Here is a 20,966-nt window from a genome sequence, read left to right on the forward strand (position 1 = left end):
CTTGCAGGTGTCTTATTCCTCGTCGAAAGTGCCATCCAGCTTCACACCTTCGATCAAGGTGGCGCCGTCCCGGCGGACAACGGTCAAGGCGCGCGCGCCGGTGCGTGCGGCAATCTCATCCGCCAGCACGCGTGAATGGGTGACGATCCACAATTGTGTTCGCTCCGCCGCTTGGGCGATCATATCGGCAAGCGCCGGTAGCATTGATGGATGCAAGCTCGTTTCCGGCTCGTTCAAGGCAATCAGCCGTGGCAGCCGATACGATAGCAGCGCGCCGGCAAGCGCCAGAAACCGCATCTGGCCGTCGGATAGCTCTTCCGGCCGGAACAGTCGTTGTGGAAATTCCGGCAGGCGCAACCCGAAGGTCGCGGTTTCTCCGGGGATCGGTACGTCAAGCGTGGCTCCGCCCAATGCATCGGCGATGCACCGGTCGAGATCGGCAGTATCTTCTCGGATGTGCACCAGCGTCGCGAACACAGCGGCGAGGTTTCGCCCGTCTTCATCGAGCATTGGCGCGGTGATTGCCAGCGACGGTTGACGGACAGGCGAATCCCGATCGGTCCGGAAGCCGTGATAAAACCGCCAGCCAAGCACGGTTGCGCGCAGATCGCCAATTTCCGGATAGCGTCCCGAACCGCCGAGAATTGCCAGCGCCGTCTCGGAATCGAGAAGTTTGACCGGGTGTTCGATGCGCCGTCCCGAATCATCGCGGGCGTAAACGGCGGGCCCCTTGCGGCCCATCATCTCGACAGGTCTGCGGCCGCTGTCGATCGTCAGCGTTTCTTCCTTGATCTGCGGCTCGAAGGTAAATCCGGCTGCGGCAGGCGGCCTGATACCGACTTCAACCCGGTAGCTTGGCGCGAGGCCGGTTTCGACTGAATAGCCTGCCTGGATTGCCGTTTCTTCGTCATCGAACTGAGCGTTAAAAACCATTCGCACCGGTCCGGACCTGCGTTTGCCTGTCCACAGCGCGGATTGCATTCCGCCCTCGCGCGCAATCTCGTAGGAAAGCGTTCCTTCCGCTGACGCCTTGATCAACTGCATGGCGCGATAAAGATTGGATTTTCCGACGCCATTCTCGCCCACGAACAGCGCGAGCCGGCCGATATCAAGCCGAATGGAGCGCAGCGACCTGTAACCGGTCGCCGCGAGCGAGGTCAGGCGCATGCGCTGAACTCAGATCTTTGAGAGATCTTGGGCCACATTGAGATTAACGGCCTCTGCAAGCTCCCGCGCAGCGCGGTTGTTTGCATCGCGTACAGCCCTTTCTGCTGCGAACCGCTGTCTCGGTGCATCGTAACCGGCGGTGACGATGCGATTTCCCTTGCCGACCACCTGACCATCGGCGATGCGCGTCAGGACATAGGAGCCGGTCATGCGAATGGAACCCGCCGTTGGCTGGCCGGACTTGTCATTGTCAGCATTCTGAATCAGAGCCAAGGACAAATTCTGGGAAATGACGCTTATCCGCAATGTGTAGGCCGGATGCACCGGTTCACCTGCACCACCGCCAAACAGGAATATCAGATTGTTGCGTACTTCCTGGGTGATTCGATTGCCGGGCTCGTTGATGGAGACACTTGCAAGTTTCGAGCGAACGCTGCCCGACACATTCGCACTTGTACTCGCGACCGGGCCGGGATCGGAATAAAGCGGCCGAACCTGGCATCCGCCGGCAATCAAAGCCATACCCAGAACACAGGCGGACAGCAGACGCTTGGGGACCGGCTGAAAACGATCAGGCAACGACATTGATGATCCTCTGCGGTACGATAATGACTTTCTTCGGCGGATTACCGTTCAACGCGGCTTTGACGAAATCAAGCGCGAGGGCGGCTTTTTCGACCGCCAATTGATCTGCATCGCGGGCAATTGTCAAATCCCCGCGCTTCTTTCCATTGATCTGCACAGGCATCGTCACATCGTTCTCGACGATCAGCGTTTCTTCATATGCGGGCCAGGCCTGATGCGCGACGAGACCCCTGCCGTTCAGGGCCTTCCAGCACTCCTCGGCCAAATGCGGCATCATCGGTGCAATCATGGCGAGCAGCATATTGGTTGCTTCCCGGCATGCACCGGTCAACGCCTTGTCCGTCTCCCCGGCGGCAATCTTCTGCAAGGGGCCGGAAAGCACATTCACCAGTTCGTAAAGGCGGGCGACAGCCTTGTTGAACGCCAGTTTCTCGATGTCCTCACCCACGGCCTTTACAGTCTTGTGGGCCGCCTTGGAAATCTGCAGCGCTTCCCCTTCCGAGGCATGTGCCGCCTCGACAGTCTGCAGTGTCTCCGCGGCTTCGGAGATCAACCGCCAAACGCGCTGTACAAAGCGATGCGCGCCTTCGGCCCCGGCTTCCGTCCAGATCACATCACGCTCGGGTGGCGAATCGGACAGCATGAACCAGCGTGCCGTATCGGCACCATAGGATGCAATGATGTCATCCGGATCGACGACATTCTTCTTCGATTTCGACATCTTCTCAATCGAGCCGATTTCGATTTCCTCGCCTGTACCGATCAGGACAGCCCGGCGCTTGCCATCAGCCTCCTCGAGACGGACTTCCGCCGGCGTAACCCATCCATCCTTGCTCTTGTAGGTCTCGTGCACGACCATGCCTTGGGTGAACAGGCCTTTGAAGGGCTCGCTGATATCCAGATGGCCGGCAACCTTCATCGCCCGCGTAAAGAAACGCGAGTAAAGCAGATGCAGGATCGCGTGCTCGATACCGCCAATATACTGATCGACCGGCAGCCAGTGATTGGCAATCTTCGGATTCGTCGGCTCGTTTTCCCAAGGTGCGGTAAACCGGGCGAAATACCAGGAAGAGTCAACGAACGTGTCCATTGTATCGGTTTCGCGTCGCGCCGCCTTGCCGCATTGCGGACAATTGACGTGACGCCATGTCGGGTGGCGGTCAAGCGGATTGCCCGGACGGTCAAACTCGACATCGTCCGGCAGCTTCACCGGAAGGTCAGCTTTGGGAACGGGAACGACACCGCAATCATCGCAATGGATCATCGGGATTGGGCAACCCCAGTATCGCTGACGTGAAATGCCCCAGTCGCGCAGTCGGAAATTCACCTTGCGCTCGCCCTGCGGCCGGTTGCCGATCGTTTGTTTCTCCAGCCGGTTTGCCACCTCGTCAAATGCCGCTGCAGGTGACAGACCATCGAGGAAGCGAGAATTGATCATGACGCCATCATCGACATAGGCCGCTTCGGTGATCTGGAATGTTGCGGGATCGGCATCCTCCGGCATGACGACGGCTACAACCGGCAGACCGTATTTGCTGGCAAAATCAAGGTCGCGCTGATCGCCCGAGGGGCAGCCGAAAATCGCACCTGTGCCATAGTCCATCAGCACGAAATTCGCGACATAAACCGGCAGCTTCCAGTCCGCGTCGAACGGGTGCGAAACACGCAGGCCAGTATCGAAGCCCTTCTTCTCGGCAGTTTCCAGCGCGACGACAGATGTCCCCGCGTGACGGCATTCCTCGTTGAATTTCGCCAGAGCAGCATTGGTCTCGGCAGCCTTCTTCGCCAGCGGATGATCAGCCGCGATTGCGATGAACGACGCCCCGAACAGCGTATCGGGACGCGTCGTATAGACCTCGATCTCGCTTTCGCCGCCAGCATGGGATTTTTCATCCAGCGCCCAGCGGATCAGCATGCCTTCCGACTTGCCAATCCAGTTGCGCTGCATCAAACGCACCTTGTCCGGCCACTGGTCAAGTCCGTCCAGTGCGCTCAGCAATTCTTCGTTGAAGTCGGTGATTTTGAAAAACCACTGCGTCAGCTCGCGTTGTTCGACCAGGGCACCGGAACGCCATCCGCGGCCGTCGATCACCTGCTCGTTCGCAAGGACGGTCATGTCCTCCGGGTCCCAATTGACCTTGGAGGATTTACGCGTCACCAGCCCCTTCTCGACAAAGTCGAGGAAAAGCATTTGCTGGCGGTGATAATATTCAACATCGCAAGTGGCAAATTCGCGCGACCAGTCGAGCGACAGACCCATGGATTTGAGCTGATTGCGCATGGTTTCGATGTTCTGGTACGTCCACGTCTTGGGGTGAACCTTGTTCTGCATCGCCGCGTTTTCCGCCGGCATGCCGAAAGCATCCCAGCCCATCGGATGCAGCACGTTGAACCCCTTGGCGCGCTTGTAGCGTGCTACGACATCGCCCATGGCATAGTTGCGCACGTGACCCATATGGATGCGTCCCGACGGATAGGGAAACATCTCGAGCACGTAATACGGATCGCGCGGATCATCGTTGGGTGTTTCGAAAAGCTTGGCGTCGTCCCAAACCTTTTGCCAATGCTTTTCTGCTACACGTGGATTGTATCGTTCGGTTGCCATGAACGGAATTCTCTTGCAAAGGATACTGGATTGCTTGCCGGGACCTTCAACATGGATTGGTGAAACCGTCAACCATTTCACGTTGAATGAAGCCGCGAAAACAGGCTCGTGTATCATAAATAGGACTTAACCGCGCCATGCCCAATGCCGTCGATCAACTTTTTGCCGTCAAGAGCGCCATCAACAAGGCGGAGGTTGAAGCCAGCCGCGTGAAGGGTTCGGTAACCCTCGTCACTGTCTCCAAGACCTTCGACGCGGATACAATCCGTCCCGTCATCGAAGCCGGTCAGCGCGTTTTCGGTGAAAATCGCGTGCAGGAAGCACAACTGAAGTGGCCTTGGCTGCGTGCAGATTTCCCCGACATCGAATTGCACCTCATCGGCCCGTTGCAATCCAACAAGACGCAGGAAGCCGTGGCGCTTTTCGACGTCATCGAAACCGTAGACCGCGAGAAAATCGCCGCATCTCTCAGTCTCGAAATGAAGAAGCAGAACCGGTTTCCGAAGCTTTACGTGCAGGTCAATACCGGATCGGAAGCACAAAAGGCCGGTATCGATCCCAAGGAAGCGCTGGCTTTCATCACGCGCTGCCGCGACGTGCATGGGCTGATCATCGAGGGCTTGATGTGCATCCCGCCGGCCGATGAGAATCCGGGACCGCATTTCGCGCTACTGGAAAAAATCGCACACGGCGCCGGTATCGAGAAGCTGTCGATGGGCATGTCCGGCGATTACGAAATTGCCATAGGGTTCGGAGCAACCTCCGTCAGGGTCGGTTCGGCTATTTTCGGCAGTCGCTAAGGTATGTCACCAGCTGCGGCGCGGTCCGGTATCGATGTGGTAATAGCCTGCCGGATAGCGCTTCAGTCCTCCGACTTCCTTGGTCGAAGAAAGGTAGTTGATCAGCCCGGACGCGCCGCCATGTACGCGGAAATCAACGGCCTGGCAGCTGAGGTGATACGATTGATCCCGGCCGCCGACGCTACGGTTACGTGACCGCGAACGAACTGTCGAGTTGACCGTTATCGGGCCGTATTTCGCCGAAACGCGATTGAGGACGTTCTTCAATTGCTCCGGAACGCATTTCGACGGGGCCTTGTAGTCGATATAGGCCTTGCCGCGCGGCATGGCCGCAAGCACCAAAGGGCTGATCCTGTCGAAAACCGAATCGTTCAGGAGATGCGCATGCTCTTCGTCAAAGAGATGGGCGCCGACGCGTTCCTGCGGATTGGAAGGCTCGGGCAGCGTGCCGGCATTCGCGGGAATGGCCAGCGCAAGTGCGATCAGCGTAAACGATAAGAATTTCGCGCGGGACGCAACGCTGCGCAAGGGTTGAATTGTCATTCATCGATCCTTGGTGTGGCGCAGACTTTTTATGATTGTGCGGCGCGCCTCATGTGTCCTCCCAAGTCAAGGCAGCGACCGTTGATGCTGAAATGTGTTCAAAATGGACCAGGTTCCATGACAAAATGTAACGGTATGTTACAACGCCCGGTTGCGTTCTGCGGCAGAACGCCGTCCACTTCCAGTGATTTGCTGTATTTACGCAGTGATTTGCATAGTGATAATGAGTGCTATTCGCCTCTCGTTCGGAGGCATCCGGGTGGAGGCCCGTCATCTCAGAGTCTGGAGGAAATTGATGTTCGAGAAGGTTTATCCCGTGCTGGCAAGCGCGAAAAAAGACGCGCTCATCGACGATGAGACCTATCTCAACTGGTACAAGCAGAGCGTCAGGGACCCGGAGAAATTCTGGGCAAAGCACGGGAAGCGCATCGACTGGTTCAAGCCTTACACCAAGGTCAAGAATACCTCGTTCGAAGGCAAGGTAGCGATCAAATGGTTCGAGGATGGCGTCACCAACGTCTCCTACAACTGCATCGACCGCCACCTGAAGAAGCGCGGCGATCAGGTCGCCATTATCTGGGAAGGCGACAATCCCTATCTCGACAAGAAGATCACCTATAACGAGCTGTACGATCAGGTCTGCCGCCTTGCCAATGTGCTGAAGAAGCATGGCGTCAAGAAGGGCGACCGCGTCACCATCTATATGCCGATGATTCCGGAAGCGTCCTATGCGATGCTCGCCTGCACGCGTATCGGCGCTGTCCATTCCGTCGTCTTCGGCGGCTTTTCGCCCGATGCACTCGCCGGACGGATCGTCGATTGCGAATCGACTTTCGTCATCACGGCCGACGAAGGCATGCGCGGCGGCAAGCCGATTCCGCTGAAGGACAATACGGACAAGGCGATCGATATTGCTGCCAAGCATCATGTGATGGTCAAGAATGTGCTCGTCGTGCGCCGAACCGGCGGCAAGACCGGATGGGCGCCGAACCGTGACCTCTGGTACCATGAGGAAACGCAGAGCGTTAAGCCGGAATGCAAGCCGGAAAAGATGAAGGCGGAAGATCCGCTGTTCATCCTTTACACATCAGGTTCCACCGGCAAACCGAAGGGTGTCCTGCACAGCACCGGCGGTTATCTCGTCTATGCTTCGATGACCCATCAGTATGTCTTCGATTACCACGACGGAGATATTTACTGGTGCACGGCTGACGTCGGCTGGGTTACCGGTCACTCCTATATTGTCTATGGCCCGCTGGCCAACGGCGCTACCACGCTGATGTTCGAAGGCGTTCCGAACTACCCGTCGGTTTCCCGTTTCTGGGAAGTCATCGACAAGCACAAGGTCAACATCTTCTATACGGCTCCCACGGCCATCCGCGCCCTGATGAGCGCCGGCGACGAGCCGGTCAAGAAGACTTCGCGCAAGTCGCTGCGCATCCTCGGCTCCGTTGGCGAGCCGATCAATCCGGAAGCCTGGGAATGGTATTATCAGGTGGTCGGCGACAAGCGCTCTCCCATTGTCGATACCTGGTGGCAGACGGAAACCGGCGGCATTCTCATCACGCCATTGCCCGGGGCGACTGCGCTGAAGCCCGGATCGGCCACGCGGCCATTCTTTGGCGTTCAACCGCAACTCGTGGACAATGAAGGCGATGTGCTCGAAGGCGCGGCCGACGGCAATCTCTGCATCATCGATTCCTGGCCCGGCCAGATGCGCACGGTTTACGGCGACCACAAGCGCTTCATCGAGACCTACTTTTCCACCTATAAGGGCAAGTATTTCACCGGCGATGGCTGCCGCCGTGACAAGGACGGCTACTACTGGATCACCGGCCGCGTCGATGACGTGCTCAACGTCTCGGGCCATCGCATGGGCACGGCGGAAGTGGAGTCCGCACTTGTCTCGCATGATACCGTCTCCGAAGCTGCGGTCGTCGGCTATCCGCATGACCTCAAAGGGCAGGGCATCTACTGTTATGTCACGCTGATGGCTGGTCTCGAAGGCAGCGATGAACTGCGCAAGGACCTCGTTGCCCATGTGCGCAAGGAGATCGGCCCGATCGCCTCGCCTGACAAGATCCAGTTCGCACCGGGCTTGCCCAAGACCCGTTCCGGCAAGATCATGCGCCGTATTCTGCGCAAGATCGCCGAGGATGATTTCGGTGCACTTGGCGATACGTCGACCCTTGCCGATCCGGCGGTGGTCGACGATCTGATCGCCAACAGGCAGAACAGGAAGGGCTGATCGTTCCTTCTTTCATAAAGCACTACCTGTAAATTCAGCCTGATGGATCAGCTGGTGCGGTTTTCGCAAACCGAAGCGCAGTGGACCTTTTCGTCCATGAGCACCGGAGCGCAGAAAAACTGCATCAGATGGCCATCAGGATGGATTTACCGATACAGGTCAGCCCGCGTCTGCGGAACAGCCGATATCCCCCGCTTGCGTCTTGAGGCCAGCGTCTGGTTGATCTGCACAGTACCCCGCTCAAACGCCAATGCGCAGCCTGTGAGGTAAAGCAGCCAGAGTCGCGCCTTCGGAGCCCCGACTTCCGCGATCGCCTCGTCAAATCGCGCATGCAGGCGGTCGGCCCAGATCCGGCAAGTCTTGCCGTAATGCTCGCGCAGGTTTTCGACGTCGTGCACCTCGAAACCGTAGCCTTCGAGATTCTCGACAGTCATGCCGAGGTGATCGAGTTCGCCGCCCGGGAAAATATACTTCACCAGGGCCAGGTGCTCGGCGCTCTTGCGGCCGAACGTCTTCTTGTTGCGCTTCATCCGCCGCGTGATCGCATGGTGCAAGTAAAGTCCGCCCGGCTTGAGCAGCCGGTGCACGCTCGAATAATATGTGTCGTAATGCGCAATGCCGACCGCCTCGAACATGCCGATCGATGAGATCTTGTCGAACTGTCCTTCGAGGTGCTCGTAGGACTTGACGTGGATGGTGATCTTGTCCTCCAGACCCTCGGCCTTGATCCGCTCACGCGCCAATGCAGTCTGCGCTTCCGAGAGTGAGACGCCCGTGCCGGTCACACCATAATGCTTTGCCGCGTAGATCAGCATGGCACCCCAGCCGCAACCGATATCCAGCAGCCGGTCGCCCGGCTGAAGGCGCAGCTTGCGGCAGATCAGCTCCAGCTTGTCAGCCTGCGCCTGATCGATCGTGTTGGCCCAGTCGGTGAAATAGGCGCAGGTATAGACCATCCGCTCATCGAGGAAGAGCTGGTAGAAGGCGTTCGAGACGTCGTAGTGATGGGTGATAGCTTCCTTGTTCGAACCGCTGACAAAAGGATTCTTGCCGCCGAGACCGGAATTACCGGCCTTGCCTGACCCAAGCAGCAGCGAAGGCACATCTTTGAGCAACTGCCATTTCGGCAGGCTCTTCAGTTTCTGTTTGAATTTACCCTTGGGTCCGCGCTCGACCAGATCGAACAGCGTGCCGTTCTTCACGTCGATCTGGCCGGAGACCCATAATTCGACGATCGAGCCGATATTTGGCTTCAAGGCGATTTGGCGTACCGCCATCGGATCATTGATCATGAGGATGGGGCCATCGGTCTCGCCAATGCGCGTCCCGTCCCACAATTCGACGGAAAATTGCGGCTCGAGTACGCCGATTACAGTGCGGATGATCCGCGCCGCCCCACTTTTCGCGGTCGAGTCTTTAGCTGCCATCTTTTACCCTCAAACACTGCGTGTCGCGTGCTTTACGAAAAATCATTTGCTTGGCTTATGGCTGCAATCAGCCATTTGCAAGCTGTCTGAAACCCGAGCCAAATTTTTCGCTTGAAACGCAACGAAAGACACCCCATTCTTATTTCGTGTTCAACGAATGAAAAGGAGGTGATCCGATGTCTCGTGATTTCGCTAACTGCCACAAGGCGTCTGATGCTTTCCATCGGGGATCGTCTCTCCGTTGAATAAGCAACCCTGGCCAAGTCCAGGGGAAGAAGGCCAAACGACAGCTTTGTGCCAGACGGAATTGCGGGGCCACCCTTCGGGGTGGCCCTTTCCGTTTGTGCCACCGAAAATTGCGCCCGAAAGCTTTGCGCTTTTTGAATTTGGTGATACCAAGATTCTGCCTGAAAACGGTGCATCCTGCCTCAATTGAAGGCAATTTCCTCTGAAAGACCAAAACAATGTCGGTTGCTATAGCCCAAAACGCTGCGTCAAGGCGTGCATGGCGTGATGAAATCGTCGCAATGCTCTCGCTGAGCTGGCCGATGATTCTCACCAATCTTGCGCAAACGGCGATGACGGCAACGGACGTCATGATGATGGGCTGGGTCGGTGCCGATACGCTTGCGGCCGGCGCACTCGGAACCAATCTCTATTACGTGCCGATGATATTTGGCCTTGGCCTGATGCTTGCGACCTCGCCGATGATGGCGCGCGAGCTTGGCCGCAACAAATTCACCGTCCGTGAAATCCGCCGCACCGTGCGGCAAGGCCTGTGGATCGCCGTTACCATCTCCATCCCGATCTGGCTCGCATTGTGGAACACCACGCCGATCCTCATTGCCATGGGCCAGGACGCGAACCTTGCCGCAGAAGCCGGCAACTATGTACGCGCGCTGCAATGGGCTGTCCTGCCCTTCTATTTCTATATCGTCCTGCGCTCCTTCATCGCTGCGCTGGAGCGTCCCGGCTGGGCGCTGGTCATCGCCCTCATTTCAGTTGGTTTCAATGCTCTGGCCAACTGGCTTTTGATCTTCGGGCATCTTGGTTTTCCGAAGCTCGGTATCGTTGGCTCCGGCATTGCGACAACGTTGTCGTCCATCATGATGTTTGCTGGCTTGGTAATTGTTATCAGTCTCGACAAAAAATTCCGGCGTTATCGCCTGTTCGGGCGGTTCTGGCGTGCCGACTGGCCGCGGTTCGGCGAGCTGTTTCGCCTCGGCCTGCCTATCGCAGCCATCCTGAGCTTCGAAGTGACGATTTTCAACGCCGCCGCCTTCCTGATGGGGCTGATCGGCGCCGACTCGCTGGCCGCCCACGCCATCGCTATCCAGATCGCGTCGATTGCTTTCATGGTGCCGATGGGGTTCGGCCAGGCGGCAACGGTTCGCATCGGCCGCGCCTATGGTGCGCAGGATCGAGAAGGCATCAAGCGCGCTGGCTGGGTCGCCTTTGCCGCCGGTACGGGTTTCATGGTGGTGACGGCCCTGCTGATGCTGCTGGCGCCACATCAACTGATCAGCGCCTTCATCGACATCAATGATCCCGCCAATGCCAGCGTGATTTCGCTTGCGGTATCGTTTCTCGCCTTCGCCGCGCTATTCCAGATTTTCGACGGTGGCCAGGCAGTTGCGAGCGGCATGTTGCGCGGCCTGCACGACACAACCATTCCGATGATCTATGCAGCCATCGCCTATTGGGGCGTGGGCTTGCCGCTCTCGGTTGGTTTCGGTTTCTGGCTGGGCATGGAAGGCGCTGGTATCTGGCTTGGGCTTCTGTGCGGCCTCGCCACTGCCGCCGTTCTGTTGATCAGCCGCTGGCTGCGGCGGGAAAAGCTCGGCATCGAGATCATCCACTAAAAATCGATGGTGCGGCCCTTGATCTCCCAATCGCCGAAGCGCGCCGGATCCTTGCCACCGCGACCGCCGATCTCGCGCGGCTGATCGGCTTCGTCCTTCTCCGCCTTGCGTCGCGCTTCTGCTTCCTTCAAAGCCCGCTGTGCCGCTGCAGGCAGTTGAGCGAAAGCCGGACGCGGCGGCTGATCGTCATTATCGGCATGCGGCGTCGCTGATGTCTGCTCGTCATTCATTGTCGGTCACACCCATCATTGAAGCTTGCTGTATAAAACACCATCATATAGCGGAAGATGTTCAATATAGGGAATGACCTTGCTACCACAACCGTTATCAATAGAAGGAATGAAGCCATGAATGTGATGCGCACTGGAATGCTGCTTGCCTTCATGACCGCCCTTTTCATGGGCGTCGGTTTTCTCATTGGTGGCACCGGCGGCATGATGATCGCTCTCGTGATAGCCGCAGGCATGAATCTCTTCAGCTATTGGAACTCCGACAAGATGGTGCTGAACATGCATCACGCGGTTGAAGTCGACGAGAACAATGCGCCGGAATACTACGGTATCGTCAGGGACCTTGCGGAAAGAGCCGGCTTGCCCATGCCGAAGGTCTTTCTCATCCAGAATGACCAGCCCAATGCATTCGCCACAGGGCGAAATCCGCAGAACGCCGCGGTCGCCGCCAGTACCGGCCTGCTGCAACGCCTTTCGCCGCAGGAAGTGGCGGCTGTCATGGCACACGAACTCGCTCATGTCGAGAATCGCGACACGCTCACCATGACCATTACCGCGACCCTCGCCGGCGCGATTTCCATGCTCGGGAATTTCGCCATGTTCTTTGGCGGCAATCGCGAAAACAACAATCCGCTCGGCTTCATCGGCGTTCTCGTCGCCATGATCGTCGCGCCCTTTGCCGCGATGATCGTGCAGATGGCCATCAGCCGCACGCGCGAATACGCCGCCGACCGGCGCGGCGCGGAAATTTGCGGCAATCCCCTCTGGCTGGCCTCCGCCCTGAACAAGATCGCACGCGGCGCTCAAGCGATCGTCAATGAGGATGCCGAGCGCAACCCCGCCTCCGCCCCGCTGTTCATCATCAACCCGCTGAGCGGTCGGGGCGCAGACAATTTGTTCTCGACCCACCCCAGCACGGAAAACCGCATCGCGGCACTCGAAGCCATGGTCGAGGAATTCCGCCAGATGCCGCCTGCGCGCGCGCCACAAGCACCGCTCGATGATGAACCGCGCGAAGACAGGCCCACTCCCTGGGGACGCGACGGCGCCAGCCGCAAAGGCCCATGGGCATGAGCGTGGAGCAGGGCACCAAACGGCCTTTCGGCAAGAAACGGAAACCGGCGGATTATATCGATGCGGAAGACCGTCCAGGTCTTGCCGCTCGGCAAGTTGCAACGCGCCTCCTCGGCGCGGTCATCGAGAAGCACACATCGCTTGATGGCCTGACCGACAACAGCAATGGCCATCCGCAATATATGGCGCTTGATGACCGAGACCGGTCGCTGGTTCGGGCAATCCTTGGCGCGGCCTTGCGCAATCGCGGCACGATCGAAGCGGCCATCGGCCGGCTGATCGACCGGCCATTGCCGGAGAATGCGGTTGCCCTGCGGCATCTGCTGCATGTCGCCGCAGCGCAAATTCTCTATCTTGATTTGCCTGACCGTGCTGCGGTCGATCTGGCCGTGACTGCCGCGAACAATGATCCGCGCAATCGCCGTTTCGCCTCGATGGTCAATGCGGTATTGCGCCGGCTTTCCCGAGAAAAGGACTTGGCAGGCGAGAAGGAAAACTTCGTGGCGGAAGCGAGCAATGTTCCGGCATGGTTCGAAGACAGTCTTGTTGCTGCCTATGGCAAGGACAAGACCAGGGCGATTCTCGACATCCAGAGCAAGGAGCCGCCGATCGACCTGACGGTCAAAGGCGACGCGCGGGAATGGGCGGAAGAACTCGGCGGCATCGCGCTGCCGACCGGTTCCGTGCGCCTCGCGACGGTCGACGGCGCTTTGACCGGCCTTCCCGGCTTTGCCGAAGGTGAGTGGTGGGTCCAGGACACGGCCGCAAGCCTGCCGGCAAAGCTCTTCGGTGACATCAAAGGCAAGCGCGTTGCTGATCTTTGCGCGGCTCCAGGCGGCAAGACCGCCCAGCTCGCATTCGCCGGCGCCAACGTGACCGCGCTTGACCTTTCAGCCAACCGTCTCAAGCGCCTGCGATCCAATCTCGAACGTCTGCAGCTTTCCGCCGAGACCGTCGAAGCCAATCTCTCTGCCTATCAGCCAGCCGAACCCTTCGACGCAATCCTCCTTGACGCACCCTGCTCGTCGACGGGAACGGTGCGGCGTCATCCGGACGTGCCATGGACGAAGACGCCCGAAGATATACGCAAGCTGGCGCAGCTACAGGCGAAGCTTCTCGACCATGCGGTGACGATTGTCCGTCCCGGCGGCATTGTCGTCTTTTCAAACTGCTCGCTCGATCCGCTCGAAGGCGAGAAAGTCGCTCATGATCTTCTCGCCAAGAACCCTGCCATCGAGCTCGTTCCGGTAACGAAGGACGAAGTGGGCGGCCTCGCGGAGTTGATCACGAAGGAAGGCTTTGTCCGCTCCACTCCGGCTGATCTTCGCCACGACAATCCGGCACTTTCCGGCATGGACGGTTTCTTCGCCGCCCGTTTCAAACGGAAATACTAAAATTTTAACCGTTTTGGTTGCATAGTTGTCCTTTGTCGACGACGATTCGAAGCAATAACAATGATCTCAGGGTTTCGAAGCACAGCCATGCGGCGGGGAATATCTTTCGCGCCAGCGTATGACAATGCCCTGAACCTCGCCGGGCCCCGGCGAAATGAGGAAATGCTGCCACATGGTCGCGCTTAGCGAAACACCGCAATTGTGGGGACTTGCAACAGCGCAATTGTGGCGCCGGTTCCGCAGGCGTGTGCGCATGGGGCCGCTTTATCGCTGGCGTTTTACCGGTTTCACACCGGAACGGGTACTCATCGCGCCGCAGGACCTTCGACCAGCCGATCCACAACTTGCTGAAGAGTTCTACCACGGCCGCTTTGCCCTTGCTGGCAAGGTGGTGGAGACGGGCGGGCGCTCGCCATTCCTGGTTGAACCGCCCAATGCCGCTTGGCAGGCCGCGCTGCACAATTTCGGCTGGCTGCGCAACTTGCGCGCCGCCGGCACTGAACTTGCCACAGCCAATGCCCGCGCGCTGCTCAGCGACTGGATCACCACCCATGGCCGCTCGATTGGCGGCCCCGCCTGGGCACCCGAAGTCACGGCGCAACGCATTATCGCCTGGCTGCAGCATTCGAGCCTTATCCTCGCGGGAGCTGACCTGCGCGCCTACCGCCAATTCATGCGCTCGCTTGCCATGCAGGTGCGCTATCTGCGCACGATGGCGGCGGTGATGGATGACGGGGAAGAAAAACTGCGGGCCCGCATCGCCTTGGCCCTTGCCGCCTTGGCCTTGCCCGTCGCGTCGAGCACCAGCCGTTCGGCCCGGCGCAATCTGGAATTCGAATTGATCCGGCAGATCCTCCCGGATGGCGGCCACATATCACGGAATCCGCTGACGATTCTTGAGTTGCTGGCAGACCTCTTGCCGTTACGCCAGACCTACGCAAGCGGCCAGGAAGCCCCCCCGAAAGCACTCATCGAAGCGATTGAGCGGATGCTGCCCGCGCTGCGCTTCTTCCGCCATCACGATGGAAGCCTGGCCTTGTTCAACGGAGTCGGTGCAACCATGCCGGAGCGGGTCATCGCCGTGCTGCGCCATGACGATATCGGCGGTCTGCCGCTCATACACGCGGCACATTCAGGCTACGAGCGCCTGTCGATGGATTCCACCACCATCATCGCCGATACGGGACTTGCACCGCCGGTTACAGCATCGCGCGACGCCCATGCCGGTTGCCTTTCCTTCGAAATGTCGTCCGGGCGCAACCGCTATATCGTCAACGCCGGCGTCGACCGCTATGGCCCTCCGGAGTTCCGCCCGCTGGCGCGCTCCACTGCCGCGCATTCGACAGCGACGATCAACGACACGTCGTCGTGCCGCTTCAGCGCTACACCGGGTCTGTCGACGATGATCGGCACACCGATAATTGCGGGCCCGACAAAGGTCAATATTGAGCGGATCGAACGGGAAGGCGCCGTTGGTTTTGTCGCCAACCACAATGGTTATGTCCGGCCTTTCGGCATTTATCACGAGCGTCAGATCGTCCTGTCGCACAGTGGCAGCGTCATCGAAGGTATCGACAGCTTCTTTGCCGCAGGGCGCAATCCACTGCGCGATACTGGCGCGGAGGATGTTGTCATCCGCTTCCACCTGCATCCTTCCGTCAACGTTACCGTCGATGAAAATGGTCTGATCATACTGCAGGCGGAGAACGATGATATCTGGATGTTCTCGGCAACGGTCCAGCCATTCATTGAAGATTCGCTGTTCTTTGCCGGATTTCGTGGTCCAGTAAAAACCCGGCAGATCACCCTTTCGCTCAACGCCTCCGAGCGTTCCGACGTCGAGTGGCAGTTTACGCGGACAACACTTGGGGTTTATGGGTAAGTTTACGCCCGCTTGCTTGCTGTCAGGCAGGCACACTTGTTTCCCCACCGGTCATCCCTGATCGGACGCCCATCCGACACAGCTCGTGATATTGTCCCGGGTCATAGCCCAAGGCCAGTACCTCGGCCTTGGGGTTGGCCCTCTTGGCTTCGGATTCCCGCGCCTTTGGCCAAGGCCACGAAGAAGGGGTTGCCCATCGAGCCAAGCGTGATGCCGATCTTGTTGAGGCTTTCGAAACGGCCGGTGTGGTGGCCAAGGCAATTGCAGAGGGGATCAAAAATGCTTGTCTAACCATGATAATTCTCCCTGGTGCGCAATACTTTGAACCTTCATAAGCGTGGATTTTCCCGCGCCGTTCTCGCCCATCAGGGCGTGCACTTCACCCGGATAAAGCGTGAGCAGCACATTTGTCAGCGCTTTCACCCCGACAAAGGTTTTCGAGACATTTCGCATTTCCAAAATGGGATCAGTCATGGTCTCGTCCCTGTGAACTGAGGCGGTAACCTTCAGAACTTGAACTCGGCGAGATTGGCTGGCGTTACGATTTTCGCCGGTCCGAGAATGAGTTCTCCCGCCGCGCCGATCGTGTATTCGCCGAGGCGGCCTGCCTTGAATGTCTCGCCTGACTTTCCGCTGATCTTGCACTGCGCCAGCGCCTGCGCGGTCTGGTAAGTCAGGTATCCGAGGTCGGAAACGTTCCACCAGATATCCTGTGCACTCCCTTCCTTGATGTATTTGGAGATCAGCGTGGCCGGTGCGAGACCAGTCAATTTGACCTTACCCGTCAATCCCGCTTCCTCGAGCGCGCGGGCTGCAGCGGGCAAGCCGATGCCCGCCGGGACGATGATGGCCTTGAGGTCGGGGAAAGCCTGGACCAGGGCAAGGGCCTGCTGTTGGTTGACCTGTTCGCTTTCTTCGCCATAAGCGACCTGGGCAAGCTTCAAATTGGCGAATTTCGGATCTGCCGCCAGCTTTTCCTTGATGAATTCGATCCAGGCATTCTGGTTTGTCGCTGTCGGTGTCGAGGAAAGAATGGCGAATTCACCCTCGCCCCCCGTGAGGTCGTAAGCACTTTGCAGCATCATCTCGGCCAGGCTGTCTCCCTTCGCCTGATTGACGAAGATGGAGCGGGCACTGGCAGCAACATCTGAATCATAAGAGATGACGCGCACCCCTTGCTTGGCCGCGCGTTTCAATGCAGGAGCGACAGCATTTGCATCATTGCCGGAAATGGCGATCACGCCCACCTGTTGCGACACCAGACTGTTGATGAATTCGATCTGCGCTTCGGCCGTTCCTTGCGATGGCGCTACCTGAATCAGCTTGCCGCCGATTTCTTTCTGCGCCTCTTCCGCACCCTGCTTCGCCACCTGGAAGTACGGGTCGGTGTCGAGCTTCGGCAGGAAACCCACGGTGACGGGCTCCTTGGCGCACTCCTGGGCAAGGACTTTGTGCGGAAACGCCAGTGCTGGTGCGAGCAGTGCAAGTTTCAGGTATCCGTTCATTCTTTCCTCCATGTGACGATTGCCGGAATTGCACCCGGCGGGTGTCCCGGTTTCATGCTTCCGTTTTGCGAAACGACGCGTAGGTTTGGATGAGTTCAAACAAGGATTTCGAGTAGTTTCCCAAAAGCAGGGAAGCGATGAGAATAAGCCCGATGACCATGCCTTGCGCATCGCCCCCGACCTGATTGAGTGCCAGTAAGTTGCGGATTGCCGAAAGCAGGATCAGTGCCAGGAAGACGCCGGTGAGGCGTCCTTTGCCGCCAAAGACACTGACGCCGCCAAGCAGCACGATCGTGATAACGTCGAGTTCCATGCCCAATGCATTGTTGGCGCGGGCATTGGAAAGCCTTGCCGTATAGACGATGCCGGCAATGGCGCAGACGGCGCCCGAAAGCACGAAAAGCGTTGCGGTCAGCCGCCTCGCCGCAATCCCCGAATACAGCGCAGCCATGGGATTTCCACCCAGCGCATATAGGCGCTTGCCGGTCGGGGTTCTCTGAAGAACGATGGCGAACAGCGGTGCAAGGATGAGAAACGGCACGATCGTCAGGGGTATGTCGGTCCCGGCAATGTTGTCGATGCCGAAATCCGTCACCGAATCGGGCAGGACATTGATCGATCCCGTGCCGAGAAAGATGTAGCCGATGCCGCGATACATCGCCATCGTACCCAAAGTCACCACCAGGGAAGGCAGGCCGAGAAATGCCGTAAGATATCCGTTGAAGGCACCGAGCAGGCCACCCGCTGCGATCGTCAGCGGCAGGGCAAGGATCAGCGGCACCGACGCCTGCACCAGCAAGCCGAAAACAACACTCGTGAGCGCCAGGATCGAGGCCACCGAGAGGTCGATTTCACGCACGATGATCAACAGCGTCATTGGGAGGATCAGCAGTGCTTTCTCGGAAGCGCTTGCTGCAATTTGCGAGAGGTTGAAGGCAGTGAAGAAGTTGGGCACGAACAGGATGCCGTAACCGATAGTCACCAGACATGCAGCGGCCAGCAGCACGTCCCAGAACTCGAGCCGGCGCCAAAACTCAAGCGGGCGAAGGAAATTCATCATCACATCACCTCAATTGTTGCCGGCGCGGGCTCGGCGCGTAACGAGGGCATCGATGCCGATGGCCGCCAGAATGACCAGGCCGTAGACGCCCTGCAGCCAGAGCGGATCGACGCGCACCAGCGTCAGGCCATTCTTGATGACCAGCAAGGTCAGGGCACCGAGTGCAACGCCGAACAGTGTCCCGGCGCCGCCGCGAATGGCAACGCCCCCTACCACCGATGCGGCGATGATGGTCAGTTCAAATCCGGTGGCGACCCGGGCATCCACTGTCGCGTAGCGAGACGCCCACAGAGCCCCGCAGATCCCGGCCAGCAGACCGGCGAGCGCGAATGCCAGGAGGATTCGCCGCCGCTGTGGAATGCCGACAAGTTCCGCACCGTCGGGATTGGACCCGGTCGCGAAGAGTTCGCGCCCGATGCCGGTATTGTTGAGCAGGTAAGAAGCGGTCAGCAGGATCAGCAGCGTGACCACGACAATGAGCGGTACCCCCGCCAGCTTCGTACCAGTCATGTTGAGCCAGGAGATTGGCACTTCGTCCGCACTGACCTGGTCACCCGCAGCCCAGAGACTGTTGAGCCCGCGATAGATGGACAGCGTGCCGAGCGTTACGACGATTGCCGGAATGCGCCCGAACGTCACCAGAGCACCATTGATCAGCCCCGCGGCAATACCGACCGAACAGGCAATGAAGAGGCCGCCAATCGGCCCGATCGCCGGATGCGCAGACAGTGCACTCGCCGACAGATAGGCGGCAAGTCCGATGATCGACGCGACCGACAGGTCGATATTGCGGGTGATGAGCACCAGCATCTGGCCAAGCGCCGCCACCATCAAGAGTGCCACATCCATGGAGACAGCGGTCAGGTTGGCCGCGCTGAAGATGCGGGGATTGATCAACGCGACAGGAAGGATCACGGCAGCCATTGCCGCAAACAATCCGAACTCCCGGCGCTTCAGGATGTTGGCGAGGGTGAAAGCCGGCGCCGCATCGATGCGATCGTGTTCGGCATGGCCGCTCGAGTCGCGTTCGCTCGTCGCCGCCTCCAGGATCAGCTCCTGCGTGGCTTCCTCTCTGGTGAACTCCGCAGTCTTTTCTCCTTCACGCAACACGATGATGCGGTCGCACATCCCAAGCAATTCGGGGAGTTCCGAAGAAATGAGAATGATGGCCATGCCCTGAGCCGCCAGATCGGCAATCATCGCATGGATTTCGGCCTTGGTATTGACGTCGATGCCCTGGGTCGGCTCATCGAGGATGAATATGCGTGGCTTGGTTGCCAGCCATTTCGCGATCACGACCTTCTGCTGGTTGCCGCCCGACAATTGTTTCACCGGCTGCTCATAGCCGCTGAACCGCAATTTCATGCGCTGCAGTTCGCCGCCCACCAGTTCGATCGCGCTTTGAGGGCGGTAGAAGCCCCTGGGCGCAGCTTTGGCGAGGACCGTCAGTGCGGCATTGTCGAGGATCGAAAAATCCATGACGAGGCTTTGCCCCATACGATCTTCCGACACGTAGGCAATGCCGGCGTCCATCGCTTCGCGCGGCGAGTGAATTTTTCTTGGAATGCCATCGATAAGGATTTCTCCACTGACCGGGCGATCGACGCCAAACAGGACACGGGCAATCTCCGTACGCCCGCTGCCGACCAGTCCGCCAAGACCGACAATCTCGCCTTTGCGAACGATCAAGTCGATGCTGGGGCCGCCTGCCTGCAGCACAAGGCCGCGCACTGCGAGGCCGACCGGTCCCCGGGATGCTGTTCTTTCGGGATAGAGGCTCGACAGTTCACGACCGACCATCATCTTGATAGCTGCCGGGCGGCTCAGGGCCGCCGCGGGTTCCACGCCAACGAGCGAGCCATCGCGCAGAACGGCAATACGATCTGCAATGCGGAATATCTCGTCCATTCGATGGCCGACGAACATCATCGCAACACCCTGCTTGCGAAGTTCGCCGACAACGTGGAAAAGCCGCTCTACCTCTCTCTGGGACAATGCCGCCGTCGGTTCATCCATGATGAGAACACGGGCCTTGAGGGAAAGCGCCCGCGCTATTTCGACAAGCTGCTGTTCGGATGTGCGCAGTTCACCGAGTCTCGTTTCAGGCGGAACATTCAGTCCGACCGTATCCAGCACCCGGCGCGCCTCTTCCCGCATGCGGCCAGCGTCGATGAATCCCGGCCCGGTCGTCGGCATGTGCCCGATGAAAATGTTTTCGGCGATCGACAGGTCCGGGAACAGTCCCGGATGCTGATGCATAACCGCGACCCCCGCCTTGCTGGCATCGGCAGGCGATTGAAAATCCGCTGGCATTCCATCGACGACCACACTGCCCAGCGTGGGTGTATGAACACCGGCCAGAAGCTTCACGCAGGTGCTTTTCCCCGCACCGTTTTCCCCTAGCAACGCAAGCACTTCGCCTTGGCGCAGCTCGAACGAAACCTCTTTGAGAACGACCGTCCGGCCAAAGCTCTTGACCGCATTGCGCAAGCCAATGGGCGCGATTTCCTGCAGATGCTCGACCGGACCATGTGATGGCTGAAACAATATCGACCTCCCAATCGAATTGCGGCGGTCAAATAAT

General features: G+C 58.7%; 15 protein-coding genes and 1 pseudogene. 6 read left to right on the top strand and 10 right to left on the bottom strand.

Going from position 1 to position 20,966, the window contains the following annotated elements; all coding sequences use genetic code 11:
* Nucleotides 1-12: 12 nt before the first annotated feature.
* From CU103_RS00885 to leuS, 3 genes are read right to left on the bottom strand one after another with little or no spacing between them, the layout of a single operon-like run.
* Nucleotides 13-1,167, bottom strand: a complete 1,155-nt coding sequence (locus CU103_RS00885) for an AAA family ATPase (RefSeq protein WP_106662037.1) — start codon at nt 1,165-1,167, stop codon at nt 13-15.
* A gap of 9 nt (nt 1,168-1,176) precedes the next feature.
* Complete coding sequence (gene lptE / locus CU103_RS00890; RefSeq protein ID WP_106662038.1) at nt 1,177-1,752, bottom strand: LPS assembly lipoprotein LptE; 576 nt, start codon at nt 1,750-1,752, stop codon at nt 1,177-1,179.
* Nucleotides 1,739-4,357: a leucine--tRNA ligase gene (gene leuS / locus CU103_RS00895; protein WP_106662592.1), complete on the bottom strand. Its 2,619-nt coding sequence runs from the start codon at nt 4,355-4,357 to the stop codon at nt 1,739-1,741. Before leuS ends, lptE begins: the two co-directional genes overlap by 14 nt.
* A 137-nt stretch (nt 4,358-4,494) precedes the next feature.
* On the opposite strand from leuS, the gene CU103_RS00900 reads away from it, so the two are divergent.
* Complete coding sequence (locus tag CU103_RS00900; protein WP_106662039.1) at nt 4,495-5,157, top strand: YggS family pyridoxal phosphate-dependent enzyme; 663 nt, start codon at nt 4,495-4,497, stop codon at nt 5,155-5,157.
* 6 nt (nt 5,158-5,163) lie between these two features.
* Here CU103_RS00900 and CU103_RS00905 read toward each other — a convergent pair whose 3' ends face one another.
* Nucleotides 5,164-5,700 carry a YcbK family protein gene (locus CU103_RS00905; RefSeq protein WP_106662040.1) on the bottom strand — a complete coding sequence of 179 codons (537 nt, stop codon included), beginning with the start codon at nt 5,698-5,700 and terminating at the stop codon, nt 5,164-5,166.
* A gap of 295 nt (nt 5,701-5,995) precedes the next feature.
* On the opposite strand from CU103_RS00905, the gene acs reads away from it, so the two are divergent.
* The gene (acs, locus tag CU103_RS00910; RefSeq protein WP_106662041.1) at nt 5,996-7,948 is read left to right on the top strand and encodes an acetate--CoA ligase; all 1,953 of its coding nucleotides are present in this window, start codon (nt 5,996-5,998) and stop codon (nt 7,946-7,948) included.
* Between the two features lie 146 nt (nt 7,949-8,094).
* Here the strand turns inward: acs and CU103_RS00915 are convergent, their stop codons facing one another.
* Nucleotides 8,095-9,375 (bottom strand): SAM-dependent methyltransferase, encoded by a 1,281-nt coding sequence (locus tag CU103_RS00915; protein WP_106662042.1) that lies wholly within the window; start codon nt 9,373-9,375, stop codon nt 8,095-8,097.
* A gap of 464 nt (nt 9,376-9,839) precedes the next feature.
* Between CU103_RS00915 and CU103_RS00925 the strand changes: the two genes are divergently transcribed.
* Nucleotides 9,840-11,237 carry an MATE family efflux transporter gene (locus CU103_RS00925; RefSeq protein ID WP_245448526.1) on the top strand — a complete coding sequence of 466 codons (1,398 nt, stop codon included), beginning with the start codon at nt 9,840-9,842 and terminating at the stop codon, nt 11,235-11,237.
* Here the strand turns inward: CU103_RS00925 and CU103_RS00930 are convergent.
* On the bottom strand, nt 11,234-11,467 hold the full coding sequence (locus CU103_RS00930) for a DUF1674 domain-containing protein (protein ID WP_106662044.1): 234 nt from the start codon (nt 11,465-11,467) through the stop codon (nt 11,234-11,236). The two genes, CU103_RS00925 and CU103_RS00930, sit on opposite strands and share 4 nt — an antisense overlap.
* A gap of 117 nt (nt 11,468-11,584) precedes the next feature.
* Between CU103_RS00930 and htpX the strand changes: the two genes are divergently transcribed.
* The 3 genes from htpX (at nt 11,585) to CU103_RS00945 (ending at nt 15,817) form a co-directional block, all read left to right on the top strand.
* Entirely contained in the window at nt 11,585-12,541 is a 957-nt protein-coding gene (gene htpX, locus CU103_RS00935; protein ID WP_106662045.1) for a zinc metalloprotease HtpX, read from the top strand.
* Nucleotides 12,538-13,935 (top strand): RsmB/NOP family class I SAM-dependent RNA methyltransferase, encoded by a 1,398-nt coding sequence (locus CU103_RS00940; RefSeq protein ID WP_106662594.1) that lies wholly within the window; start codon nt 12,538-12,540, stop codon nt 13,933-13,935. The genes htpX and CU103_RS00940 overlap by 4 nt, the downstream gene beginning before the upstream one ends.
* A 172-nt stretch (nt 13,936-14,107) precedes the next feature.
* Nucleotides 14,108-15,817, top strand: a complete 1,710-nt coding sequence (locus CU103_RS00945; RefSeq protein WP_106662046.1) for a heparinase II/III family protein — start codon at nt 14,108-14,110, stop codon at nt 15,815-15,817.
* Between the two features lie 306 nt (nt 15,818-16,123).
* Here the strand turns inward: CU103_RS00945 and CU103_RS00950 are convergent.
* The 4 genes and pseudogenes from CU103_RS00950 to CU103_RS00965 form a co-directional block, all read right to left on the bottom strand.
* Nucleotides 16,124-16,291 (bottom strand): annotated as a pseudogene (locus CU103_RS00950) (ATP-binding cassette domain-containing protein); the annotation flags it as partial.
* 32 nt (nt 16,292-16,323) lie between these two features.
* The gene (locus tag CU103_RS00955) at nt 16,324-17,322 is read right to left on the bottom strand and encodes a rhamnose ABC transporter substrate-binding protein (protein ID WP_106662047.1); all 999 of its coding nucleotides are present in this window, start codon (nt 17,320-17,322) and stop codon (nt 16,324-16,326) included.
* Nucleotides 17,323-17,374: 52 nt separating this feature from the next.
* Entirely contained in the window at nt 17,375-18,382 is a 1,008-nt protein-coding gene (locus tag CU103_RS00960; RefSeq protein WP_106662048.1) for an ABC transporter permease, read from the bottom strand.
* A 9-nt stretch (nt 18,383-18,391) separates the two neighbouring features.
* The gene (locus CU103_RS00965; protein ID WP_245448528.1) at nt 18,392-20,929 is read right to left on the bottom strand and encodes an ATP-binding cassette domain-containing protein; all 2,538 of its coding nucleotides are present in this window, start codon (nt 20,927-20,929) and stop codon (nt 18,392-18,394) included.
* Nucleotides 20,930-20,966 lie beyond the last annotated feature (37 nt).

Source organism: Phyllobacterium sophorae (genome assembly GCF_003010965.1).
In the GTDB taxonomy this organism is placed as follows: Bacteria; Pseudomonadota; Alphaproteobacteria; order Rhizobiales; family Rhizobiaceae; genus Phyllobacterium; species Phyllobacterium sophorae.

Excerpts from the sequence above, each read along its gene's own strand:
- CU103_RS00885 (WP_106662037.1), bottom strand. The coding sequence starts at position 1,167 with ATGCGCCTGACCTCGCTCGCGGCGACCGGTTACAGGTCGCTGCGCTCC.
- lptE (WP_106662038.1), bottom strand. The coding sequence starts at position 1,752 with ATGTCGTTGCCTGATCGTTTTCAGCCGGTCCCCAAGCGTCTGCTGTCC.
- leuS (WP_106662592.1), bottom strand. The coding sequence starts at position 4,357 with ATGGCAACCGAACGATACAATCCACGTGTAGCAGAAAAGCATTGGCAA.
- CU103_RS00900 (WP_106662039.1), top strand. The coding sequence starts at position 4,495 with ATGCCCAATGCCGTCGATCAACTTTTTGCCGTCAAGAGCGCCATCAAC.
- CU103_RS00905 (WP_106662040.1), bottom strand. The coding sequence starts at position 5,700 with ATGACAATTCAACCCTTGCGCAGCGTTGCGTCCCGCGCGAAATTCTTA.
- acs (WP_106662041.1), top strand. The coding sequence starts at position 5,996 with ATGTTCGAGAAGGTTTATCCCGTGCTGGCAAGCGCGAAAAAAGACGCG.
- CU103_RS00915 (WP_106662042.1), bottom strand. The coding sequence starts at position 9,375 with ATGGCAGCTAAAGACTCGACCGCGAAAAGTGGGGCGGCGCGGATCATC.
- CU103_RS00925 (WP_245448526.1), top strand. The coding sequence starts at position 9,840 with ATGTCGGTTGCTATAGCCCAAAACGCTGCGTCAAGGCGTGCATGGCGT.
- CU103_RS00930 (WP_106662044.1), bottom strand. The coding sequence starts at position 11,467 with ATGAATGACGAGCAGACATCAGCGACGCCGCATGCCGATAATGACGAT.
- htpX (WP_106662045.1), top strand. The coding sequence starts at position 11,585 with ATGAATGTGATGCGCACTGGAATGCTGCTTGCCTTCATGACCGCCCTT.
- CU103_RS00940 (WP_106662594.1), top strand. The coding sequence starts at position 12,538 with ATGAGCGTGGAGCAGGGCACCAAACGGCCTTTCGGCAAGAAACGGAAA.
- CU103_RS00945 (WP_106662046.1), top strand. The coding sequence starts at position 14,108 with ATGGTCGCGCTTAGCGAAACACCGCAATTGTGGGGACTTGCAACAGCG.
- CU103_RS00955 (WP_106662047.1), bottom strand. The coding sequence starts at position 17,322 with ATGAACGGATACCTGAAACTTGCACTGCTCGCACCAGCACTGGCGTTT.
- CU103_RS00960 (WP_106662048.1), bottom strand. The coding sequence starts at position 18,382 with ATGATGAATTTCCTTCGCCCGCTTGAGTTTTGGCGCCGGCTCGAGTTC.